Genomic DNA, 19175 nt, shown 5'->3' with positions numbered 1-19175 from the left:
ATGACTATTGTTGAAATAAACGATAATTTATCTGATGTTCTCCAGATAAATTCATTAGCTACCTTTAGTGAATATAAATATTCCAATTCCTTAAGTTTTCTCCAGCTTGATAATTCGGTAATTCATAAAATTGAATTACTTAATAAATCGTATCAAAAATCTGTAATTAATACTTCCATCAAACTGGCTGGTTTACCTATCGGAGATATCTTTTATTTGAAAAATCAAACGTATACAATTGCATCTTTGAGCGATTCATCGTTTTATATATTTTTAGCCGAATGTGAGCCAACTGATTTAGCATTATCTGAATATACATTTAAGAATGACTACCTGTTAGTACATACGGATTACGTCGACGAATTTCATGTTAAATATAGTGAAACATCAGTTGTTTGGGGTGGTTTCAAGCTCTCGGAAAATGCCTCAGTTATTAATTATCATACCAAGGAAGTCCCAGTTATCGAAATAGGAGAGGAATTGAAAAGCCTTGATGACTATGCAAAAGATAGTATCTATAGGGCCTTGGAACAGAAATCGGCATTCGAAAGGTTTCTGAAATTCTACCACTTACTGGAACTTGAGTTTGATTACGGCCTAATCAAGAAAATTAAACAGTTAAATATTCCTAACGAAAGTAATACGATAGGTGATCTATTGAATGAATACAATCGAAGTGAGTTAGAAAGGTTGACGGATTTATTAACGTCATATTGTAATGATATCTCATCTCTCGCGGAGAAGTTAAATACGATAAGACCTTATAAAGCGTTAGGTGCTGAAATATTTATAAAGTTTGGGAAAGGAACCAAAACTAATATGCGACTAAATGACCAACTTAAGTTCGAAGCATTAATCGATGATACAGATGCTTTTAAGACAACTAGTTCGGTGTCTCGTCATGCTAGCGTAGCACCGGGTGACTATAATAAATTCATTCTTTCAATTACAGCTTACTGGATTTATAGAATTAGATGTAGTATCGCACATTTTAAAATTGGTGAATATATTTTGACACGAGATAAAGAAGACTTTATCGTAGAGTTTGCTGAGCCACTTATAAAAGAAGTTTTAATCCAATTTTATAAAAAATGAGACAATTAACCCCTACTGAACTCGAACGCGTAAAGCTGTTAACAGAAAACTCTGTGGAGTTTACCTTGATCGAACCTACGGAAAATGGATTGAAAAAATCCATTATGGATGCCACGGGTAGTGTTCGCTTGTATTTAAAATCACAAGATGTTCATGATTATGAATTACAGGGTAAGGGCGCTAATCAGAATGGGGTATCTATTAATTCGAAAATTATCTTAGGCGATACGGTAGTCGATACAACGACATCCCTTTATCGTCCGGAAACCAAAGACGGAGATCCTCGTATTTGGGTCTACAAATTGAAGCCCCATGCCAAGCCAAACGATATCTTAGTCATCATCTACTATGATCAGGAGCTATTTATCATAAATGTAACTCAATTAGATTTTAAGAGCCTAATTGACGGTCCGAAGCACAATCCACTAAAAGAGCTCGTAAAGGAGATCAATTCCGATTCCAATGAGGTCGCTAACGAATTATTAGGTCAACTTAGAAGTATCGCTGGTCGCGGATTTATACCGGGCATGCTACAAGCCGATACATCGATAGGGCGTACGTTAGAAACATTGTTGGGTATCAATATCAATTCATCACGAAATCCAGATTATAAAGGAATAGAACTGAAATCATTTAGAGACAAGCGTGGCAACAGAAAGACACTATTTGCTCAAGTGCCCGACTGGAATGCTAGCAAGTTTAAAAGTTCCGCTGAAATATTGGATAACTTTGGATATGCTAGGGGAGCTGACTTTAAGTTGTATTGTACTGTTTCTGCAATTGCTAGAAATCCCCAAGGGTTAAAGCTCAATATGAATTCAGATGTGAGATACCTATTCGAAAACTCTGACAAAGGAACTATCGGAGACTTTGTCGCCTGGTCTACAGAAGTATTGCACAAAAGATTATTAGAGAAACATAGCGAAACTTTCTGGATAGCTGCAGATTCAAAAATGATTGATGGTGCCGAACATTTTCAATTCAAAAAAGTTGAACATACCAAAAAGCCTATTGTAAGCCAGTTTGACGTGCTCGTTGAGCAAGGAATAATTACCCTCGACCACTTAATTAAGAGAAATAGCTCAGGTAGAGTAGTCGAAAAAGGACCTCTATTCAAGATAAAACCCAATGCGTTAAATCTACTCTTTCCACCCAGCGAAGTATATGAGCTTATAAAATAAGGCGCAGCATAAAGTGATTGGAAAAATTAGCGCCATTTGTAGATAAAACGTGACATGAAGAGGTGTAGAGATTTAAGATTACACCCTTTCGCTACAAAATCTATCTAATTCTGCAATACAGAAAATCAATGTTTAATTTCTTTACCTAACCAAACTCCGTATTTTTTCCATTGTTCAAAAAAAACAATCCATTCGCCTATCCACGGTATAATCTTGAAAAGAGGTATGATTTGAAACGCTGGCTTATCAATCACAGGATGATATAAACACAAGGAAAGATCTCCGTACAAATGGATTTCTTTATTATATTTAATAGTTTTATCGTCTATATATATTCTATCATATCTATGGTTATGAAATGGAGAATATGAGAGCAAGATACTGTAGTTTTTGCTCCCGATACTTAGTTGTCCTTTACCTACCAAAGACTTTGATTTGGGACTGATATATAGCTCTAACCAATCGAAATATTTTTCCATAAGTATCTTTTGAACGTAGAGGAATAAATACCAGTCCTTCTGGTGGTTTTTTCTAATATTCTCCTCCAAAATTGTGATGAGCTCCATTTTTTAATCCTGTGTCTGTGTTAATATTGCCTTTTGCATTTGTATAGGCCGTGCCGCCAACGATTAACCCACTAGATTTGGCAAGTGGATTATTAGTCGATTTCGAGAACATTCTAAATTGCTCGTTTAATGATTTCTTATAGACACCCTCTCCAAATAGCTCAATGTAGTCTTCTTTGCTGGTTTCAAAAGAGTCTTTCAAGTTTTGCCATTTTTTGTAAAAATCAGTAACAAAGTTGTAGAAGCTCTCGTAATGTTGGCTAGTCCAAGAGTCAGTAAAATCTTCTTCCGGATTCACCGGGTTTAGAACCTTAAATTTGTACCCTCTGTTTAAAGCATCTGTATAATTAGATCTAATTCTTGACACTATATTGTCTATAGCCTCAAAAATCGAGCTTTCACCCTGATAAAGTTGTGCAGTCAGAGTTGTGATGACAACACTGGAAACCCTATAATCTCGATTCTGGAAATAGATATCCCGATATCTTTTCAGCAATTGAACTGTCCTTTGTAAAGGTGTTTTCAGATACAATTCTTTAGGTAATTCCTCTGTTTCTATTTGAGCCTCTAATAAAACATCTGCATATTTTCTCAACATCGGTTCTTTTACAGAATTAGCAATTCCTAAAAACCAACCAGAAAATCCTTTTGGGTTTCCGGAGGACCAGTTTCTGAGAGCCTTTTCCGGAATTTTTATCATTTCCTTTTCAAAATAGTTTGGCATGCAAGCAGGGAGGATATCCATGTGAAAATCGCTTTTATAGTTCAAGCGGACACATCTTTTTTTCTTTTCCATTATGGATTTGTAATAAGCGTGTTTTTCTAGGGCTTTTACCAAAGCATTGTAGATTTGCTCTGGAGTATGATTGTAATACGGATCGTAAATATGGAGTACTACATCTAAATCAAAATCCTCCTCATTAATAGGGCGTACAGTTGTTCCGATTCGTTTAGAGCCTTGGGCGTAAACCTCGATTATAAGGCCATCAAAAAAATCCTCATCCTTTTTCAGCAGTTCCGCAACGGCATTATAAGCCGACTCCATGCGCTCCAGTCTAGTTTTGTCTAGTTGTAATTCTTGGGCAATTCTTGCCAAAAGTTCTTCTCTTTGTAGAATATAGTTGTCAAATATGTCTATCATCGCTAAAAATCTTTATTAATTAATAATTTGGTGTGTTGCCCTATACGAGCAAGTTGCTTATCTCTGCTCATTAACCTTAGTTGTTCTATATCATCACAACTTACAATTGCATAGCCCTGTGATAGATCATTCTCCTGTTTGGTAAGGTCAATAAGTGCTTTCTTCTGCTCCTCGTTAGGCAATAATTCAAAAACATCGAACGTCAAAATCTCATAGCAACTGAAGTAATCGCTCCAGGATAAGTTCTTCGAATATCTCCTAATATGTTTGTGGTTGAAATGTTGGAAAATTTGAGGGTCGAGAATACCCGTGTCCAATAGTTCCTCTCTGAACTCCCTTCGAGGCTCTGTCTCCCTTTCCCCACCTGCTTCAAACCAGTTTAACACATCGACTGCATTTTTCCCCTTAACAGTAAAACGTAAATCTGAAAAGCTTTTTTCATCTACATTTAGACCATTTCTAGAATTATCAGGCTTATATCCCCATTTATTAAACAGGCTATCGTCACCGTACCGTTTATAGGCACCGCCTATCGGCTGAAGTTGATTCTCGATCCTTCGATTTAACACCAATAGGTATTTGTTGGTGTCAGGTATCTGAATTTTATACAGACCACTCATTGAAAAGCGGATGTCCTTATTTTTATATTTTCCATACTTCGTCTTGAAAAATACTTTTAAATGATTACGGTTTTCCCACGCAATCGTTGCTCCTTTTTTAAGTATTGGCTTCGTTAATACCAATAATGATGTAAAAATATCTGCCATAGGCTTTGGAATTTAGTTTTTAAATAAAGGGGCGCTTAACCCCCATTTCGTTTTTAGTGACCGAGCAAATAAAGATTATTTTTCTTTACGTACCCCTTTGAAAGGTTTGCTGTCAGAGGTTTTCATATCCATGAATCTACCAGTATTGGTGTCACGTTTTACCCATGAATCCGTTTTCGGATTATAGGTCTGAGAGCGTTCCATAACAGATCCTTTTCTTGCATTGTCTTTTGGTGGATTTGTTGCCATTTTAAAATAAATTATATTGAACATATCCCTTTAACTTATTGGTGTAAAGGGTTTACCCCGAAACGAAATGTGCGTTCGTAAGTATAAAGGGAAAAGCGTGACATAAGGATTAATTTTGTAATTTGTCACGGAATTTTATTATGTATTTACATTTGCATAGATGACAATAGAAGAAATTGAAAATGTATTGCTGGTCATTTCTGATAAATCGTATGATGAAGATTCAGCTGTAGCCGCCTTTACAACTTTGTACCATGGCTACAGTAAGTTCTTAAATTCGGTTGTTTCATCTGTATTGAAAAACAGTGGCATCTATGATGAACAGATATTGAATACTGTCGTAAACAATACATTTTATAAGCTGTACGAAAACCCGTTGATTTTTTCCTTTCCGGAGAAAGCGGTAGATGACAAGGGATTTAAGGCTTGGTTATCCAGAGTCGCTAAAAACGAATTTAAACGGCTTTTGGCCGAATATTATAAAGATACTACTGCGTTGGAAAAGATGAGCTCTGAACCAGCGATTGAGAGCGAAGAATTAGCACAGGATCTTTTTACCAATGTGAATTTTAAGGTATTGGATGAGGCGTTAAACATGCTATCAGAGCGAGATAGACATATACTTCTCACATTGTATTTATACTATGAAGAAGGGAAGAATACACCTTCGGTTGTTTTAAAGATGTTGTGCAAAATATACGATACCACACATGTGAATATCAGAAAGATTAAAGAACGAAGTGAAAAAAAGATAGTGGAATACTTTTTAAAACATACTCAATTAACACCTCTGAAACATGTCAAATAAAAAAAAGATAATCGATTTATTTCAGTCGAAGGGGTTACTTTTTCCAGAGACTGAGAAGGAAGTTGAGGAATTTGAATTATTCAACCCTGTTGATAATGAAAGTCCAGCGGACTGGGACGCTCCCGAACAAATCATAAAAAGAGGGCTTCGAAAATTACAGCAAATCAAGTCTGCGAATGAAGATTCTTTGAGCGAAGAGATAGAGGAATTACGAATGGTAGCCAGAAAGGGAAATAATCTACCTCAGCATGTTATTGATAAAATGAGGGCAAAGCACAGAAAGGATGATAGATAATACGCCTTTACATCATATTAAAGAGCTTGCCGAATTTATTGCATTGCAGTATGAAGAAAAAATCACCCCTGTAAATCGAATTACAGACTATGAGGGGCTGGAGCTATTTTACGATGCGTATGATAAGAGAACATTTGACGGAATGACTGTCTACGCAGACAACCGTTTTTACATCCATTTAAATACAGATAACGGGAATAGAGAGGATACTGAGAGAGGCCGGTTTACACTAGCTCATGAATTGGGCCACTATTTTATAGATGCTCATCGAATAGGGCTAAAAAAAGGAATATTAGAACCGCACCCTTCAATAATCAATAGAAAGCAGTTTAATTCCATCGAGAGGGAGGCAGACTATTTTGCGTCCTGTATTTTGATGCCAGAATCAAGGTTTAAACAAGATGTTTTCAAAAAGAAATTCAGCTTTCAATTAATCGATAATTTGTGCACGCAATATAAAGTTAGCAGAACGGCCTGCGCATTCCGTTTTGCCCAAATAGGTAATCATCCAATTATGATCGTATACGCAGAAAGTGGAATAGTCAAATGGAAATTGGAAAGCGATGATTTTCCTTATAAATGGTTACTTAATGATAAAAATGTGCCTGTGAATACGGTTATGGGAGAATACTTCACAAAATCAAATACACGAGACATATATAAAACTGAGCAGGTTTGGGCGTTAGATTGGTTTAACTACGTCAAAGACAGAGATACAGGGAGGGCTTTTTATGAGCACTGTATTCCATATAGAGATAAAGCATTAAGTATAATATGGGAAGATTAAGGTGTCATATTCTGAACATTCCTATAGTGAAAAATTAAAATGATTTACGAACAACTGAAATCATTAATAGAAGGTCAAACCGAGAACCCAAGCCTTGACTTCAAGGCAGATTGTTCCTTAAATCTCCGAAAGCTGGCAAAAGATATCATTGCAATGTCTGACGTAAGGGATGGAGGTTTGATCGTTATGGGAGTGAAAGAGCGAAACACAGGATTTGAAGCTACAGGAGTGTCTGAAGCAAATTTGACAACTTACAATAAAGATCAGATGAAGGATAAGCTCATGAAATATGCAGATCCTCCTGTAGATTTTGATCTGCATTTTCCGTCCGATGGTAATGGAAAAACTTTTGTGGTAATAAAAGTGCATCCATTTAAGGAAATACCTATGATATGTGTCAGGGACTGGGATAAGGATTTAGTCGCCAACACCATCTATTATCGAAATACAAATCAGAGGGTACAAAGTGCAGCTATTTCTAATGCACATGATTTGAGAGCTGTTATAGAGCATGCAGCCATTAAAATGTTTCAAAAGTATCGGGATTTAGGACTCACTCAAAGCTCTGTTATAAATACACGGTCGGAACTGGATCTGCCAAATGCGGAATTAATAACTAAAATAAAGTCGAAGGGTTTTATTGAATTTAAGTTTGCTTTTTCTAAAATACTTGAATTGCACCTAGTAGAGTTGAAAGAAATTATTCGAAGGTGTCAAGTAAATTTTAACTGGACTTACCCTTATATTCACCCACGACTTTTACTGGAAAACAATTCTTTACAATTTGGAGATGATTACCTTGAAATGGAACTGGATATGTGGGCAAGAAAAGAATTTTGGCGTTTTTTTACTAATGGCTCTTTCTCTTTTTTTAGTGCTTACACAGAGGACTGGTTCGGAGAAGAAGGGGATATGTTTAGGAATGGAATGGAAGAAAGATATCCTTCTGGTGAGTACTTGTTTTACTTTACCACAATATTAGAACCTATAACTGCATTCATTTCCTTTCTCGAGAGAGTAATAATAGAAAAAAATATCGAAGGCAATATTAGAGTTGAATTAAGGTACTGTAAGACTAAAGATAGAAAACTGAATCTAGACTCTTATGAAAGGTTGTGGACGCTTGATACTAAGACGACAAAGGCTGATAATATATCTGAATCAATCAATTTGCCGGCCACTCAATTAAAAATGGATAGTCTTAAAATTTCTAATGAATTGGTTATAAAAGTCCTTAAAAGATTTGATTTTCATCCGCCCGCTGATAATATATTGATGGAACAAAAGAAAATTCTAAACAACCACAATTAGCTTTATAAGGTGATAGCTATTATACATTAACCTCATTTGATTAGAAAAACCGTAACAAATACGTAACAGAGTAAGATTTTGCGGTTCGAAAAAATCTTAATATATTGCTTCTGTAAAGCGTAAATGCTGAAATTGCATCATGTAAAAAGGTACAGGCCGAAAGTCTCATAATCTCAACCTCCAACTCAATCATTCAATTAAACTTTTCAAAAAATAGGAGAGGAGTTACAAATAGGTTACAGTAATCTCAGCGTTACACTATTTGGCAGTTGCAAGTATCTGATTATGAGTTTTTCAAATAGTTACACGTTAATGTGCTTGAAAGACTAAACATCTTAAGGTTAGTCAGTAAAACTATATCGAATTTCTTGACTTTTCTATTATGAAATTTTGACATAGAGGTCAATCCCTAAGACATTACTAAATGTATTAGTGCGCATTATCTAACAAAAATATTCCCAATCGCCGCAAATGAATAGTTCATTTAAAGTTTATAGCCTTCATCCTCATCCTCCATTCCCATTAAATTAGGATTACGAAATTTATCAAAATTAATTCTTCCGTGTAACGTTTGATCTTAATGGACAGGTTCATGCACGATAAGTTCGTATTCCAAATATACGTTGTCCAATTTTGCTATATTTATTCCTTAAGCGCAACCATGCTTGTAAAACGCGCACGTTTCGTATTGGTGTGCCGTTATTTATTGGGCAGTATTAAAATTAAGATCGATTATGGTATAGGAGCCAAAACGCCTCGTTCTCCTACAGAAACTGTATCGCAAATCTTACTTGCTATGAGGTATATAGGTAGTTAGGGAAAATAGCGATGAGTTTCAATTTGGATATAATTTGATCAGATATGGCAAACTACACAGCGTAATCTCTGCATATATTGCTCGTTATAGACCCAAAACAGCATTATATATCAGACAAATTGCAGCCCTGCTAGGCTTGTTATCGACCGCGGTATTTGCATGTAAATACTGACCTCATTAACAGTCAATTACCGTCGATCATTTAGCTATAAAACCGTTAATTATCAGATTTGTAGTATATTTTGTCGGTAACAGGAGTTGTGCAAGATGCCAAAGGGCAACCTATGCAAGAAGTATCTGCCCGCGAAAAGAATACGACTACCGAAATCATCACACAAGCAAATGGTTCCTGCCGACTCGCTGTGAGTAGCGAAACTGCAACACTGGTCTTTTCATTAGTGGGCTCTCAATCACAAGAAATTACTTTGTCTGGAAGCCCTACGATACACACCACGCTACCGGTAGACTATAGCCATATCGATGAAGTAGTTGCTATTGGATATCAATCGATCCGCAGAAAAGACTTAACAGGTGCGGTATCTGTAGTAGAAAGGCAAAATACCTCGGCAAAGGTTGCGCGGTCTTCGCCAAAAGCACTGCAAGGACAAGCTTCTGGATTGGAGGTGCGAAATTCTGGCGGCCACGGTCAGGGAGCTGTGTTGAACATTCGCGGATTAAGTACGCTTTATGGCAATGCTGGTCCGCTTTATGTTATTGGCGGAATGCTATCTGGCACAAATGTCTCATTCATCCTAAAGATATCGAAAGTGTACAGGTGCTCAACGATATTTCTGCAGCGGCAATTTCTGCTGATAGTTATTGAGCTTCGCCATATCTACAAAACGTTAGTACGATTGATTGGTTTGCCATGAATTTATTAAGCGGTGAGAGATCGTGATCGATAGAAATGTATTAAAGGTGAGCTTAATTATAAAAAGGTAAAGAAGTACTGATGAACTTCTTTACCGCGAAATTGTATTGCGTTTTATCGACTTTTTTTTCGGGAAAATAAGCAAATGACTAGTCCTACAGCAGCAATAGTTGCCACTTTCTTAATCATTCCTTTCTGATTATATTTCCATTCCACTTTCCAACCTCTTTCGGCCGCGATATTAGGAATATAACCGCTCCGCAAATCATCTAGCAAACCTTCCCAGACTTGCACTCTATCTGCAATTATCAATGGAATCCAGTGTCTCATTTTATCCTCACTATGTTTAAAAGCATAGCGGCGAATTGCGCCACTACAACCCGAGGGTGGCACGGTTGTACCAAATACACGGGAAATAGCTGGCCTTTCTTTAGATGATAACAACTCAATAGTAGCTTTTTGTTGTTCTGCTCGCTCGTACTCATTGCGATTGTGGTCATCACCAGTGTAGTTTTTCATCGGATAGGTGGGTTCATTTTCAGGATCTGCATCCATTCCCCATCCGGGTATATGTTGATATTTTTCATTTACAATATCCATAATGTTATGCTTTTGTCGAAGGGATTAATACCGTTTTGATACAATTATCGAGTTTAGAAGAGAATAGACGGTAAGCGTCTGAAACTTCTTCCAGTGGTACACGATGCGTGATTAATTCTTTAGGATTTAATCTTCCGGATTGTACATGATCGATTAATTTTGGTAGTAGGCGCTTAACAGATGCTTGATTAGCACGTATTGTAATGCCTTTGTTCAATACATTACCGATAGGAATCATGTTAAATGGCGGGCCATATACGCCTACAATGGATACAATTCCACCTTTTTTGACGGAATTAATTGCCCATTGTAGTGCGGTAGCGGATCCTGCCTGCATCATCAGATTTCGCCCTGTAAAAGTTTGCACTGGGTTTCCATCTGCTTCACAACCCACAGCATCAATACATACATCGGCACCGTACCAATCTGTAATTTTCTTGATGAATAATACGGGATCTTCATAGTCTTTGAAGTTGTAGGCTTCGCATTTGGCATAATTTTGAGCAAACTCTAACCGGTAATCGATCTGGTCAATAATGATGACACGAGATGGTCCGAAAAACCATGCGCAGCGAGCGGCCATAATTCCAATGGGTCCAGCTCCAAACACCACTACGGTGTCACCTTTCTTAATGCCAGCCATTTCCGCGGCCTGATATCCCGTCGGCACGACATCTGTCAATAGCACGGCATCGTCGGGATCCATATCAGCTGGAATAACGGTCGGTCCCACATCCGCGTAAGGTACGCGTACATATTCCGCTTGGCCACCATCAAAACCTCCGGCAGTGTGGGAATAGCCAAAAATAGACCCTACAGCGGTAGACATCGTATTAGCCTCATGACAATTGCCATAAAGACCTTGCTTACAAAAATTGCACCGACCGCAGGCGATATTAAATGGCACAAGTACTTGATCGCCCACTTTCAAATTTTGTACTAAAGGGCCGACTTCCTCTACGATACCCGTAAATTCATGTCCGAATGTGGAGCCAACTCGCGTATCAGGAACCATTCCATGATAAAGATGCAGATCAGAACCACAAATACATGTGCGAGTAACACGAATAATGGCATCTTCCGGATGTTGTATTTCTGGCATCGGTCGCTGTTCGGTTCGAACCCGATAAGGGCCTCTATAATTCATTGCTAGCATAGTTTTTTTTATTAAAATGTTAATGACCAATTTTTTATATGTAGCAAGCTAGATAGCGATTTGTGCACTGATTCACTTACTTTTACTCGTATAAACATCAGACTTATTGGTCGTAAAACGTTTTGCATACGTGGCAGAAGGTATAAAGTTTACGCTTAATTACTCAAATCGTGCTCAATACTGCTTTGTACTAATCGTGACCTTCAGTCTTAACGATTTTATTGTAGATGCCCAAAAGTAAAAAAGGCGCTGCCCACTGTCCCACAAATAGGGCGTTCTGATCTTTACATAAACACTTTAATGTTAGCGAAACACCCATCGCGGCTACTGCGGCAATTAAAAATGTCGCTGATGGCACTTTAGATGTTGCAATTTCGATTTGTTTCGTTACTTCTCCCTCGTTTCCTGTTTCAAAAGCCATAATGTTTTTATTAAAATATATATTCAATTGTTAACAATTAGACAACAGGCTTCTGAACAGATCGTTCTTGAATTTGTTGAAACGGGTATATCTGTCATCATTAAGAAATTTATACTTGCTTTATGAAAATAATTAAGGAAAAATGCCATTAGTGCTGACATTACACAACTCTTTTGAGAAATTATTTGATCAATTCGAAAATTCTCCTTTTATCGGAGTAACATCTACACCTTTCACATCTGATGTGAATCTACCGATGGACGGTTTGCTCACTAGATCTATAAAAACACAAAAGCTTCTCGGTTCTAGAGGCTTTTGTGTCGATATTGGATGTGTTTGAAAACGCACCACATCACTCTCTCAAATCGTGTAAATTTCACATTTGGATTTTGCAGTAATCTGTAAAATTACTAAGTACCATTTGCTCATTTTTGATTCTTAACGATTTATTTGACGAGAAATCTAATCTCTGTTTTATCGCCCTCATACCAAGCACCCACTTAGTGTCAAGCGTTTACAGACATTCCTGACATTAGTAGCCGTCATCAGACTTAAAGAGATATTATAGGTATAATTTAAATGTTCTTTGGCTACACCGTAACTCTGTAGTGATTCGGCTACTTGGAGATCAGGACTTTATAACAACGGTCTTTTAAAAGATTGACTATTTGGACCTAGATGATCCGTAATAGAAATAATCAGCTTATTCGAAGAGATGAAGTGTGTTTTATTTCAAACCTTTAACAAGGAATATAAATGGGAGTAGTCGGGTGGCTTTTCTTGGATTGTCAGGGTAGACCTCTGAATACCCTGTTCAAACCTCTTACCGTAATGTCAAGGTAAGAGTAATATATACGTTTACAATGGCTACTTCCTGCTTGGCTTGCAAAGGCACTGTCTCGACATCTTGATTACGGACCCTCAATAGGAGTTACGAAGCGTTAATCTTTGTTGGGTTATTATGATTACAAGTAGGTTGTGTATCTTTTATTCCATCTTGTTCTCTTTGATGATCTTCACAAAAACCGCTCTAATAAAAGAAGTTAGAATGTTTCTATCAGTTGGATGATACAGTTCTTAGCAAAATAGTTTCTATCATAGTTATTCGGGTATTTATATAAATAGCTCAATGTAGATATGGTTTCAATTAAACTGCTTATAAATAGTATATTGAATATTTCTACAATTAAAATTAGTTAGAATTGGATCTTATTAAGTATCAGCTACGTCAAGTGTGAATGAAAAAGTAGAACCTTTACCAATCTTACTGTCAATAAGAATTTGCCTACCATGTAGTCGAAGGATTTCAGCTACGAGATATAATCCGATACCAAAACCAGAAACATTTTTGCTACGTTGATCTTTTACACGGTAAAAGCGCTGGAAAAGATTTTCTTGATCCTTTTTACTAATACCTATTCCTTGGTCAGATACACGGATGGAAGCTTGCCGCGAATCAATTGTATAGGTAATTAATATATCTCCACCAGCGGGCGAATATTTTACAGCATTACTAATTAAGTTCGTTAGCACTTGGCAAATCTTGTCGCGGTCGGCATAAACCTGTAACTCTTGTTCACCTTTAATAATAAAGCGGTGATGAGATTCAAATAATTCAGCATCACTTACCACCTCCTTAATCAAATCTGCCAAATCGAAATGCATTAGATTTAGTTCAGCCTTTCCCTGCTCAATTCTGCTTAGGTTCAAATAATCTGCGAGTAAATTATTCATCCTTTTGGCGTGCAGTTCTACACGTCGACTTAACTGACTCAGCTCCTCATATTGTGCCTGAACTATCTTCTTATCAAGAAGTTGAGTGTACAATAAAATGGACGTAAGTGGCGTTTTAAGCTCATGACTGACTAAAGAGATAAAATCATTTTTCCTTTTGTCTCCCTCTTTTCGTTCCGTAATGTCGCGTGCAATCTTTGAGATACCTATTATATGGCCATCCGAATCCAGTAAGGGGGATATGGTCAATGATACGTCAATAAATTCTCCGGACTTATTGACTCTCACCGTTTCAAAGTGTTTCACAGATTCTCCCTGCCTTAATTGCAATAGAATATCCTCCTCTTCAGTTTTGCGGTCTGCGGGTATAATTTGCAGGATCGATTTACCTATGATTTCCTTTGCACTATAGCCAAACAGTCTTTCTGCGGAGTCATTCCAAGTAGTCACAATGCCCTCTAAAGTTTTTGAGACAATAGCATCATCTGACGATTCGACAATGGCAGCAAGTCTAGCATGTTGCTCCTGCGACTCCTTGCTTTTGGTCACATCAAGCATTGTGCCCAAGAATCTATTTAGCGTATTATCAGCATCAATAAACACGGTTCCTTGAGCCCTTAGCCAGCGACATTCGTGATTGTTAATTCTATATATTCGAAACGTCATATCGAAATGACCGTCCTCAGATGAATTTACTAAGTCCTGTATACGCTGGTCAATGTCCGGGCGATCTTCTGGATGGATACAATCTAAAAATTCCTTGAAAGATAAGCGATCGCGGGGCGAGAGACCCAGAATGTTTCTACATTCCCGAGACCAGTAAATTATTTTTTGCTTTCTGTTCCAGTCCCATGTACCTAGGTCTGTGGAATTAATTGCTAAGCGCAAACGAGCTTCACTTTCCTGCAGCTTTAAATTGTATGATTGGTTATGATTTCTTTGTAATACTTTATCGGTAATGTCTCTGGTAAAACACCGAGTATGAATAAATTGGCCATTTTCACGGTATACGCTGGAATTAATAAGAACGTGACGAATGGAGCCATCCTTATGAATTAATTTTGCAGGATAATTTAAAATTTGTTGATTGTCCCTTAGTTTTTGGATGATGTCTTCAAAAACATGAATCTCAGCATGTAAATCTGACATTTTCTTGCCTATATATTCCTCACTAGAGTAACCAAGTAAATCTAGTTCAGCATTATTTGCCCAAGTTATTAGCCCTTGACCATCTACCCATCGAAATGGTAATGATCCATTTTCTACGAAGTCTGTTAAATATCCGCAACGCTTTTTCAATTCTTCATTTTCTCGCTGTAAGACTGAAAGCTGCGTTCTATAGATTTCAATATCTTCCATTTCTAATCGTAAGTTGTTGCGATGAAAGTAAGTTAATTAAAAAAAGTGTATATTAAGATTTTTACTGAAATTTAAATTAAACTGGTGTAACAAAAAAATGCTATTTTATACGATTGATGCCCTTTTTTAAATTTGATCGCATGAAAAAAAGTAAGTTCTATAAGGGAAGATTTGAGGATTAGATAACTTCGAGGTCTAATACTAAACTATTTGAATCTAGAAATATGCTTCTACTAATCATCTCAAATACTCCTTATAATTTACTCTGCACATCCCGTTTTTTAGGACGTGCGCTCAGAAAGTCTGGCAGATGCAATTGTTAAAAATCCATTTGAATTGTTTGAATTAATAGATATGGAGAATCCTTCTTTAGATTTAATCTTAGGCGCTTCCAAGCCAGCTTCATAAGACAACTATAATTTAATTCTCTTTATATGTTCAAAAAAAAGCTAGTGTAGACATCACATTAAGGCGGAATATATCAGCACTTCATATTTACATAATTCATCTGTTAAAACACTTCCGGATTTACATTGTTTTGTTCTATAAGAACCTCATACTTGATAAATAACAAATGCTGTAGACCTCTGTAATAGCGTTTTCGGTTATAGACAGATAAATTCAATAAGATGAAGATCAAAAAAAATAATACATCAGATCCCACTCAAAAATATCCCAAACCTCCCGTTCCTAAGCAAGATCAACCTGTTCCAGGTGTGGAAGATAAACTAGATCCTAAAGCAGATCATGGAGAAGATACTTATCTGGGTAGTGGTAAGTTAAAAGGAAAGAAAGCGATTATCACGGGCGGGGATTCAGGTATAGGACGAGCAGTCGCCATTGCGTTTGCACGAGAAGGTGCGGATATATTGATTAGTTATTTGGATGACTCAGAGGATGAGGATGCAAACTTGACTGCAGATTATGTGCGGAACGAGGGTAGGAAAGCCATCCTAATTAAGGGTGATATTAAAGAGGAGTCGCACTGCAAATATATAGTAGAATCTGCAGTGAAAGAGTTTGGCGGATTAGATATTTTGGTAAATAACGCGGCGTTCCAAATGGCAAGAGAAAGTATCCAAGATGTATCATCCGAAGAATGGGATAAAACGTTTCGTACCAATATTACAGCAATGTTTTATCTATGTAAGGCCGCTGAACCCCATTTGAAGCCGGGTAGCAGTATTATAAATACCACTTCTGTCAATGCATATTCTCCTAACGAATTATTGTTACCCTATGCAGCTACAAAAGGTGCTATACAAAATTTTACTGCTAATTTGAGTCAAATTCTGCTGGAAAATGGGAAAGGCATCCGAGTGAACGCAGTAGCCCCAGGGCCTATATGGACACCACTCATCCCATCAACGATTCCTGCCCACGAGGAGTTTGGTAAAAATACTCCGATGGGACGTGCAGGACAGCCAGCTGAGGTCGCTCCAGCTTATGTATTTCTTGCATCAGATGACGCTAGTTATATCGCGGGCGCCACTATACCTGTAGCTGGTGGAAGAATAACTATTTAAAAAGCAATCCATATTTTGAACCACTAAAATATTTAGGTCTCTGAAGGTAGTTCATGCATAATTTTTTCTGGTCGCTGGCCTTTTCATTTCAATTACTAATCATATCCCCTCTACAGGCAAGAAAGTACTATGGCAAGATTTTCAAGCAGAAGTCGTGGACATAGATGGTTATAGGATTGATAAATTATGTTTAAAAGAATATAGCTTATTTTCCTATCATAGAATATCTTAAGGCCACATATATCTTTTTGCAAAGAATTCTGAGAAAATTGCATCATAACTTCTTACCTAGCATAAGACATTACTTCAAAAACATACTAGGCACATGACACCTTTAATGATGCTGATGTGTGCAGCCTCCCAATAAAAACAATACAATAGAGATCTGAAATAGAAGTGCTTTTCAGCACTTCCTAACATCTGAAAAGTGTCTGCATTGTTTTAGATATGTTTGTACATTAAATAGAGTGATTGCTGAGCGGTTTATATATCTTTGGATTGAAATGACTAACTTGAAACATCTCTCAACCAGCCAGTTTAGCCAAGGCCTTATTTTAAAAGCTCTTTGTGATTCTTCAGAGCCTACGGCCATATACTCCGAAGAGAATATGATCATTCGCTTTGCAAACAAAGGGATGTTGGAACTTTGGGGAAAAGATGCGTCAATAATAGGTATGCCTTTATTGGATGCAATTCCTGAACTTGTCGGGCAGGCATTTTTTTCTCTTTTGCAAAATGTTTGGTTTTCAGGTGAATCGTATTCTGTTAAGGAGGCTCCAGCCGAACTTATTAAGAACGGAGTTAGAAAAATCGATTATTACGATTATACATATAAAGCCCTTTTAAATCATGATGGTAAGACTTGGTGTATTTTAAATACCGCCCGCGAGGTCACTTCAGAAAAAGAATATTTGGAAATGATTTCCGTGAAAGAAAAAAAGGAAGAGGCACTGAATGATGCAATGGCTTCTACGCTCAAAGATTTGTATAGCACAAACGAAAGTCTCAGAAATTCGATGAATTTACTGTCGGAGAGCCGTGAGCATGTTAAGACGATTATTGAACAGGCACCCGTTGGAATCGCAATGCTACGTGGTAAAGACCATGTTATTGAAATAGCAAATAAGGCAATTTTAAAAATCTGGGGTCGCAGGGAAAGTGAGGTTTTAAACCGACCTCATAGAATTGCTAGACCCGAACTCCAAGGACAGAAGGTCTTCGATTGGCTGGATCAAGTTATTATTACAGGAGAAAGAAAAACTAACTATGAGTTTACCGTTAGACTTTATCATAATGGGTCTCTTAGAGATGCAATCGTCAATTCTATTTATCAGCCCATATTTTCTTCTGACGGAGAGGTAACTGGAGTGCTGATAATACTTGATGAAATCACTAACGAAGTAACTGCAAGGAGAAAAAATGAAAAAGATCAGCATATGCTTGCCATGGCAATTGAGGCTGGTGAACTTGCTACGTTTTACTATGAGCCTGCAACTAATCTTTTCTCGGGAAATTTATTGTTGCACACGTGGTTTGGCTTAAAACACTTAGATCATATTGATCTATCTACGGCATTAGCTGTAATCGTAGAAGAAGATAGAGCCCGAGTAACCGAGGCAATTATGTCTTCGCTTAGTAAGGATTCCGATGGGAACTATGCTATCGATTATCGGATTCAGTTACCTCATGAATCAACTCCCAGAATGGTTCAAGCTCTTGGAAAGGTATTATATGATCAGGATGGACAAGTGGCCAGCCTAAATGGTACACTGCGTGATATAACTAAGCAAAAGAAAGATGAACAACTGAAGGACGATTTTATCGGAATGGTCAGTCACGAACTAAAAACACCCCTTACTTCCCTGAGCGCATATCTCCAATTACTGCAAAGGGATATTGCCCCTTCGGCAGATCTTTCTATGCAAACAAAAGTAGAAAGATCACTACGTCAGGTACAATATATGAATACGTTGATCAATGGTTTTCTTAATATCTCCCGGCTAGATTCTGGAAAAATGGTTCTTGATAAATCATATTTTAATTTAGGCACATTATTTTCTGAACTCGAAGTGGAGTTGAGCAATGTATATCATAGCCATTTGGTTGTGTTTAAATATGAAGAAAGTATTGAAATTTTAGCAGATCGTGAAAAAATATCGCAAGTAATCTACAACCTAATAGGAAATGCCATTAAATATTCCCCCGCAGGATCTACCATACATGTCATTTACAATCATGTATATCCACGTATGGTCGAGATTAAAGTTAGTGATGAGGGAATGGGTATCTCTGAGCAGGATCAACAGCAAATTTTTGAACGCTACTATAGGGTTAAAAATAATAAAATGGGATCAATTGCAGGATTTGGAATCGGATTATATCTATGTAAGGAGATTTTAGAATTGCATAGCGGCGCGATCTCAGTAGAGAGCAATGGCGTTAAGGGTTCGTGTTTTAAAATTGTTTTACCGCTGTAACAAATTTAGTTTAC

18 protein-coding genes are annotated in these 19175 nt (G+C 37.2%); 10 read left to right on the top strand and 8 right to left on the bottom strand.

Annotated elements, in window-relative coordinates; translation table 11 throughout:
• Both GKO22_RS05075 and GKO22_RS05070 read left to right on the top strand, forming a co-directional pair.
• Entirely contained in the window at positions 1 to 1095 is a 1095-nt protein-coding gene (locus GKO22_RS05075; RefSeq protein WP_166333012.1) for a hypothetical protein, read from the top strand.
• The gene (locus tag GKO22_RS05070; protein ID WP_166333011.1) at positions 1092 to 2276 is read left to right on the top strand and encodes an MvaI/BcnI family restriction endonuclease; all 1185 of its coding nucleotides are present in this window, start codon (positions 1092 to 1094) and stop codon (positions 2274 to 2276) included. Before GKO22_RS05075 ends, GKO22_RS05070 begins: the two co-directional genes overlap by 4 nt.
• Before the next feature lie 125 nt (positions 2277 to 2401).
• On the opposite strand, the gene GKO22_RS05065 is transcribed toward GKO22_RS05070, so the two are convergent.
• The 4 genes from GKO22_RS05065 to GKO22_RS05050 all read right to left on the bottom strand — a co-directional run bounded on the left by GKO22_RS05065 (position 2402) and on the right by GKO22_RS05050 (position 4999).
• The gene (locus tag GKO22_RS05065) at positions 2402 to 2755 is read right to left on the bottom strand and encodes a hypothetical protein (RefSeq protein WP_166333010.1); all 354 of its coding nucleotides are present in this window, start codon (positions 2753 to 2755) and stop codon (positions 2402 to 2404) included.
• A 52-nt stretch (positions 2756 to 2807) separates the two neighbouring features.
• Complete coding sequence (locus tag GKO22_RS05060) at positions 2808 to 3983, bottom strand: nucleotidyltransferase domain-containing protein (protein WP_166333009.1); 1176 nt, start codon at positions 3981 to 3983, stop codon at positions 2808 to 2810.
• 2 nt (positions 3984 to 3985) lie between these two features.
• The gene (locus GKO22_RS05055; RefSeq protein WP_166333008.1) at positions 3986 to 4750 is read right to left on the bottom strand and encodes an SMODS-associated NUDIX domain-containing protein; all 765 of its coding nucleotides are present in this window, start codon (positions 4748 to 4750) and stop codon (positions 3986 to 3988) included.
• A 75-nt stretch (positions 4751 to 4825) separates the two neighbouring features.
• Complete coding sequence (locus tag GKO22_RS05050) at positions 4826 to 4999, bottom strand: hypothetical protein (protein ID WP_166333007.1); 174 nt, start codon at positions 4997 to 4999, stop codon at positions 4826 to 4828.
• A gap of 160 nt (positions 5000 to 5159) precedes the next feature.
• Here GKO22_RS05050 and GKO22_RS05045 point away from each other — a divergent pair, with 160 nt between their 5' ends.
• The 5 genes from GKO22_RS05045 (at position 5160) to GKO22_RS05025 (ending at position 9889) form a co-directional block, all read left to right on the top strand.
• A complete protein-coding gene (locus GKO22_RS05045) occupies positions 5160 to 5807 on the top strand; it encodes an RNA polymerase sigma factor (RefSeq protein WP_166333006.1) in 648 nt (215 codons plus the stop codon).
• Positions 5797 to 6102, top strand: coding sequence for a hypothetical protein (locus GKO22_RS05040; protein WP_166333005.1), 306 nt, complete (start codon positions 5797 to 5799; stop codon positions 6100 to 6102). Before GKO22_RS05045 ends, GKO22_RS05040 begins: the two co-directional genes overlap by 11 nt.
• Positions 6092 to 6889 carry an ImmA/IrrE family metallo-endopeptidase gene (locus GKO22_RS05035; protein ID WP_166333004.1) on the top strand — a complete coding sequence of 266 codons (798 nt, stop codon included), beginning with the start codon at positions 6092 to 6094 and terminating at the stop codon, positions 6887 to 6889. Before GKO22_RS05040 ends, GKO22_RS05035 begins: the two co-directional genes overlap by 11 nt.
• A gap of 39 nt (positions 6890 to 6928) precedes the next feature.
• Positions 6929 to 8200, top strand: coding sequence for an AlbA family DNA-binding domain-containing protein (locus GKO22_RS05030; RefSeq protein WP_166333003.1), 1272 nt, complete (start codon positions 6929 to 6931; stop codon positions 8198 to 8200).
• 1059 nt (positions 8201 to 9259) lie between these two features.
• Complete coding sequence (locus tag GKO22_RS05025; protein ID WP_206367823.1) at positions 9260 to 9889, top strand: carboxypeptidase-like regulatory domain-containing protein; 630 nt, start codon at positions 9260 to 9262, stop codon at positions 9887 to 9889.
• A gap of 113 nt (positions 9890 to 10002) precedes the next feature.
• Here the strand turns inward: GKO22_RS05025 and GKO22_RS05020 are convergent, their stop codons facing one another.
• The 4 genes from GKO22_RS05020 to GKO22_RS05005 form a co-directional block, all read right to left on the bottom strand.
• Entirely contained in the window at positions 10003 to 10488 is a 486-nt protein-coding gene (locus GKO22_RS05020) for a hypothetical protein (protein ID WP_166333001.1), read from the bottom strand.
• 4 nt (positions 10489 to 10492) lie between these two features.
• Positions 10493 to 11635 carry a zinc-dependent alcohol dehydrogenase gene (locus GKO22_RS05015; protein ID WP_240920140.1) on the bottom strand — a complete coding sequence of 381 codons (1143 nt, stop codon included), beginning with the start codon at positions 11633 to 11635 and terminating at the stop codon, positions 10493 to 10495.
• Positions 11636 to 11834: 199 nt separating this feature from the next.
• Entirely contained in the window at positions 11835 to 12065 is a 231-nt protein-coding gene (locus GKO22_RS05010) for a hypothetical protein (RefSeq protein ID WP_166332999.1), read from the bottom strand.
• 1212 nt (positions 12066 to 13277) lie between these two features.
• Positions 13278 to 15158 (bottom strand): PAS domain-containing sensor histidine kinase, encoded by a 1881-nt coding sequence (locus GKO22_RS05005; protein WP_166332998.1) that lies wholly within the window; start codon positions 15156 to 15158, stop codon positions 13278 to 13280.
• 629 nt (positions 15159 to 15787) lie between these two features.
• Between GKO22_RS05005 and GKO22_RS05000 the strand changes: the two genes are divergently transcribed.
• The 3 genes from GKO22_RS05000 (at position 15788) to GKO22_RS04990 (ending at position 19161) form a co-directional block, all read left to right on the top strand.
• On the top strand, positions 15788 to 16684 hold the full coding sequence (locus GKO22_RS05000; RefSeq protein WP_166332997.1) for an SDR family oxidoreductase: 897 nt from the start codon (positions 15788 to 15790) through the stop codon (positions 16682 to 16684).
• Positions 16685 to 16751: 67 nt separating this feature from the next.
• Positions 16752 to 16916, top strand: a complete 165-nt coding sequence (locus GKO22_RS16855; RefSeq protein ID WP_166333817.1) for a transporter associated domain-containing protein — start codon at positions 16752 to 16754, stop codon at positions 16914 to 16916.
• Positions 16917 to 17187: 271 nt separating this feature from the next.
• Positions 17188 to 19161, top strand: coding sequence for an ATP-binding protein (locus GKO22_RS04990; RefSeq protein ID WP_166332996.1), 1974 nt, complete (start codon positions 17188 to 17190; stop codon positions 19159 to 19161).
• The last annotated feature ends 14 nt before the right edge of the window (positions 19162 to 19175 follow it).

The sequence above is a fragment of the Sphingobacterium chungjuense genome, assembly GCF_011316935.1.
Lineage (GTDB): Bacteria > Bacteroidota > Bacteroidia > Sphingobacteriales > Sphingobacteriaceae > Sphingobacterium > Sphingobacterium chungjuense.
The sequence above is the reverse complement of the archived record's forward strand: the minus strand, read 5'-3'. Positions and strand labels throughout refer to the sequence as shown.

Coding starts and splice junctions, on each gene's coding strand:
- GKO22_RS05075 (WP_166333012.1), top strand. CDS start 1: ATGACTATTGTTGAAATAAACGATAATTTATCTGATGTTCTCCAGATA.
- GKO22_RS05070 (WP_166333011.1), top strand. CDS start 1,092: ATGAGACAATTAACCCCTACTGAACTCGAACGCGTAAAGCTGTTAACA.
- GKO22_RS05065 (WP_166333010.1), bottom strand. CDS start 2,755: ATGGAAAAATATTTCGATTGGTTAGAGCTATATATCAGTCCCAAATCA.
- GKO22_RS05060 (WP_166333009.1), bottom strand. CDS start 3,983: ATGATAGACATATTTGACAACTATATTCTACAAAGAGAAGAACTTTTG.
- GKO22_RS05055 (WP_166333008.1), bottom strand. CDS start 4,750: ATGGCAGATATTTTTACATCATTATTGGTATTAACGAAGCCAATACTT.
- GKO22_RS05050 (WP_166333007.1), bottom strand. CDS start 4,999: ATGGCAACAAATCCACCAAAAGACAATGCAAGAAAAGGATCTGTTATG.
- GKO22_RS05045 (WP_166333006.1), top strand. CDS start 5,160: ATGACAATAGAAGAAATTGAAAATGTATTGCTGGTCATTTCTGATAAA.
- GKO22_RS05040 (WP_166333005.1), top strand. CDS start 5,797: ATGTCAAATAAAAAAAAGATAATCGATTTATTTCAGTCGAAGGGGTTA.
- GKO22_RS05035 (WP_166333004.1), top strand. CDS start 6,092: ATGATAGATAATACGCCTTTACATCATATTAAAGAGCTTGCCGAATTT.
- GKO22_RS05030 (WP_166333003.1), top strand. CDS start 6,929: ATGATTTACGAACAACTGAAATCATTAATAGAAGGTCAAACCGAGAAC.
- GKO22_RS05020 (WP_166333001.1), bottom strand. CDS start 10,488: ATGGATATTGTAAATGAAAAATATCAACATATACCCGGATGGGGAATG.
- GKO22_RS05015 (WP_240920140.1), bottom strand. CDS start 11,635: ATGAATTATAGAGGCCCTTATCGGGTTCGAACCGAACAGCGACCGATG.
- GKO22_RS05010 (WP_166332999.1), bottom strand. CDS start 12,065: ATGGCTTTTGAAACAGGAAACGAGGGAGAAGTAACGAAACAAATCGAA.
- GKO22_RS05005 (WP_166332998.1), bottom strand. CDS start 15,158: ATGGAAGATATTGAAATCTATAGAACGCAGCTTTCAGTCTTACAGCGA.
- GKO22_RS05000 (WP_166332997.1), top strand. CDS start 15,788: ATGAAGATCAAAAAAAATAATACATCAGATCCCACTCAAAAATATCCC.
- GKO22_RS04990 (WP_166332996.1), top strand. CDS start 17,188: ATGACTAACTTGAAACATCTCTCAACCAGCCAGTTTAGCCAAGGCCTT.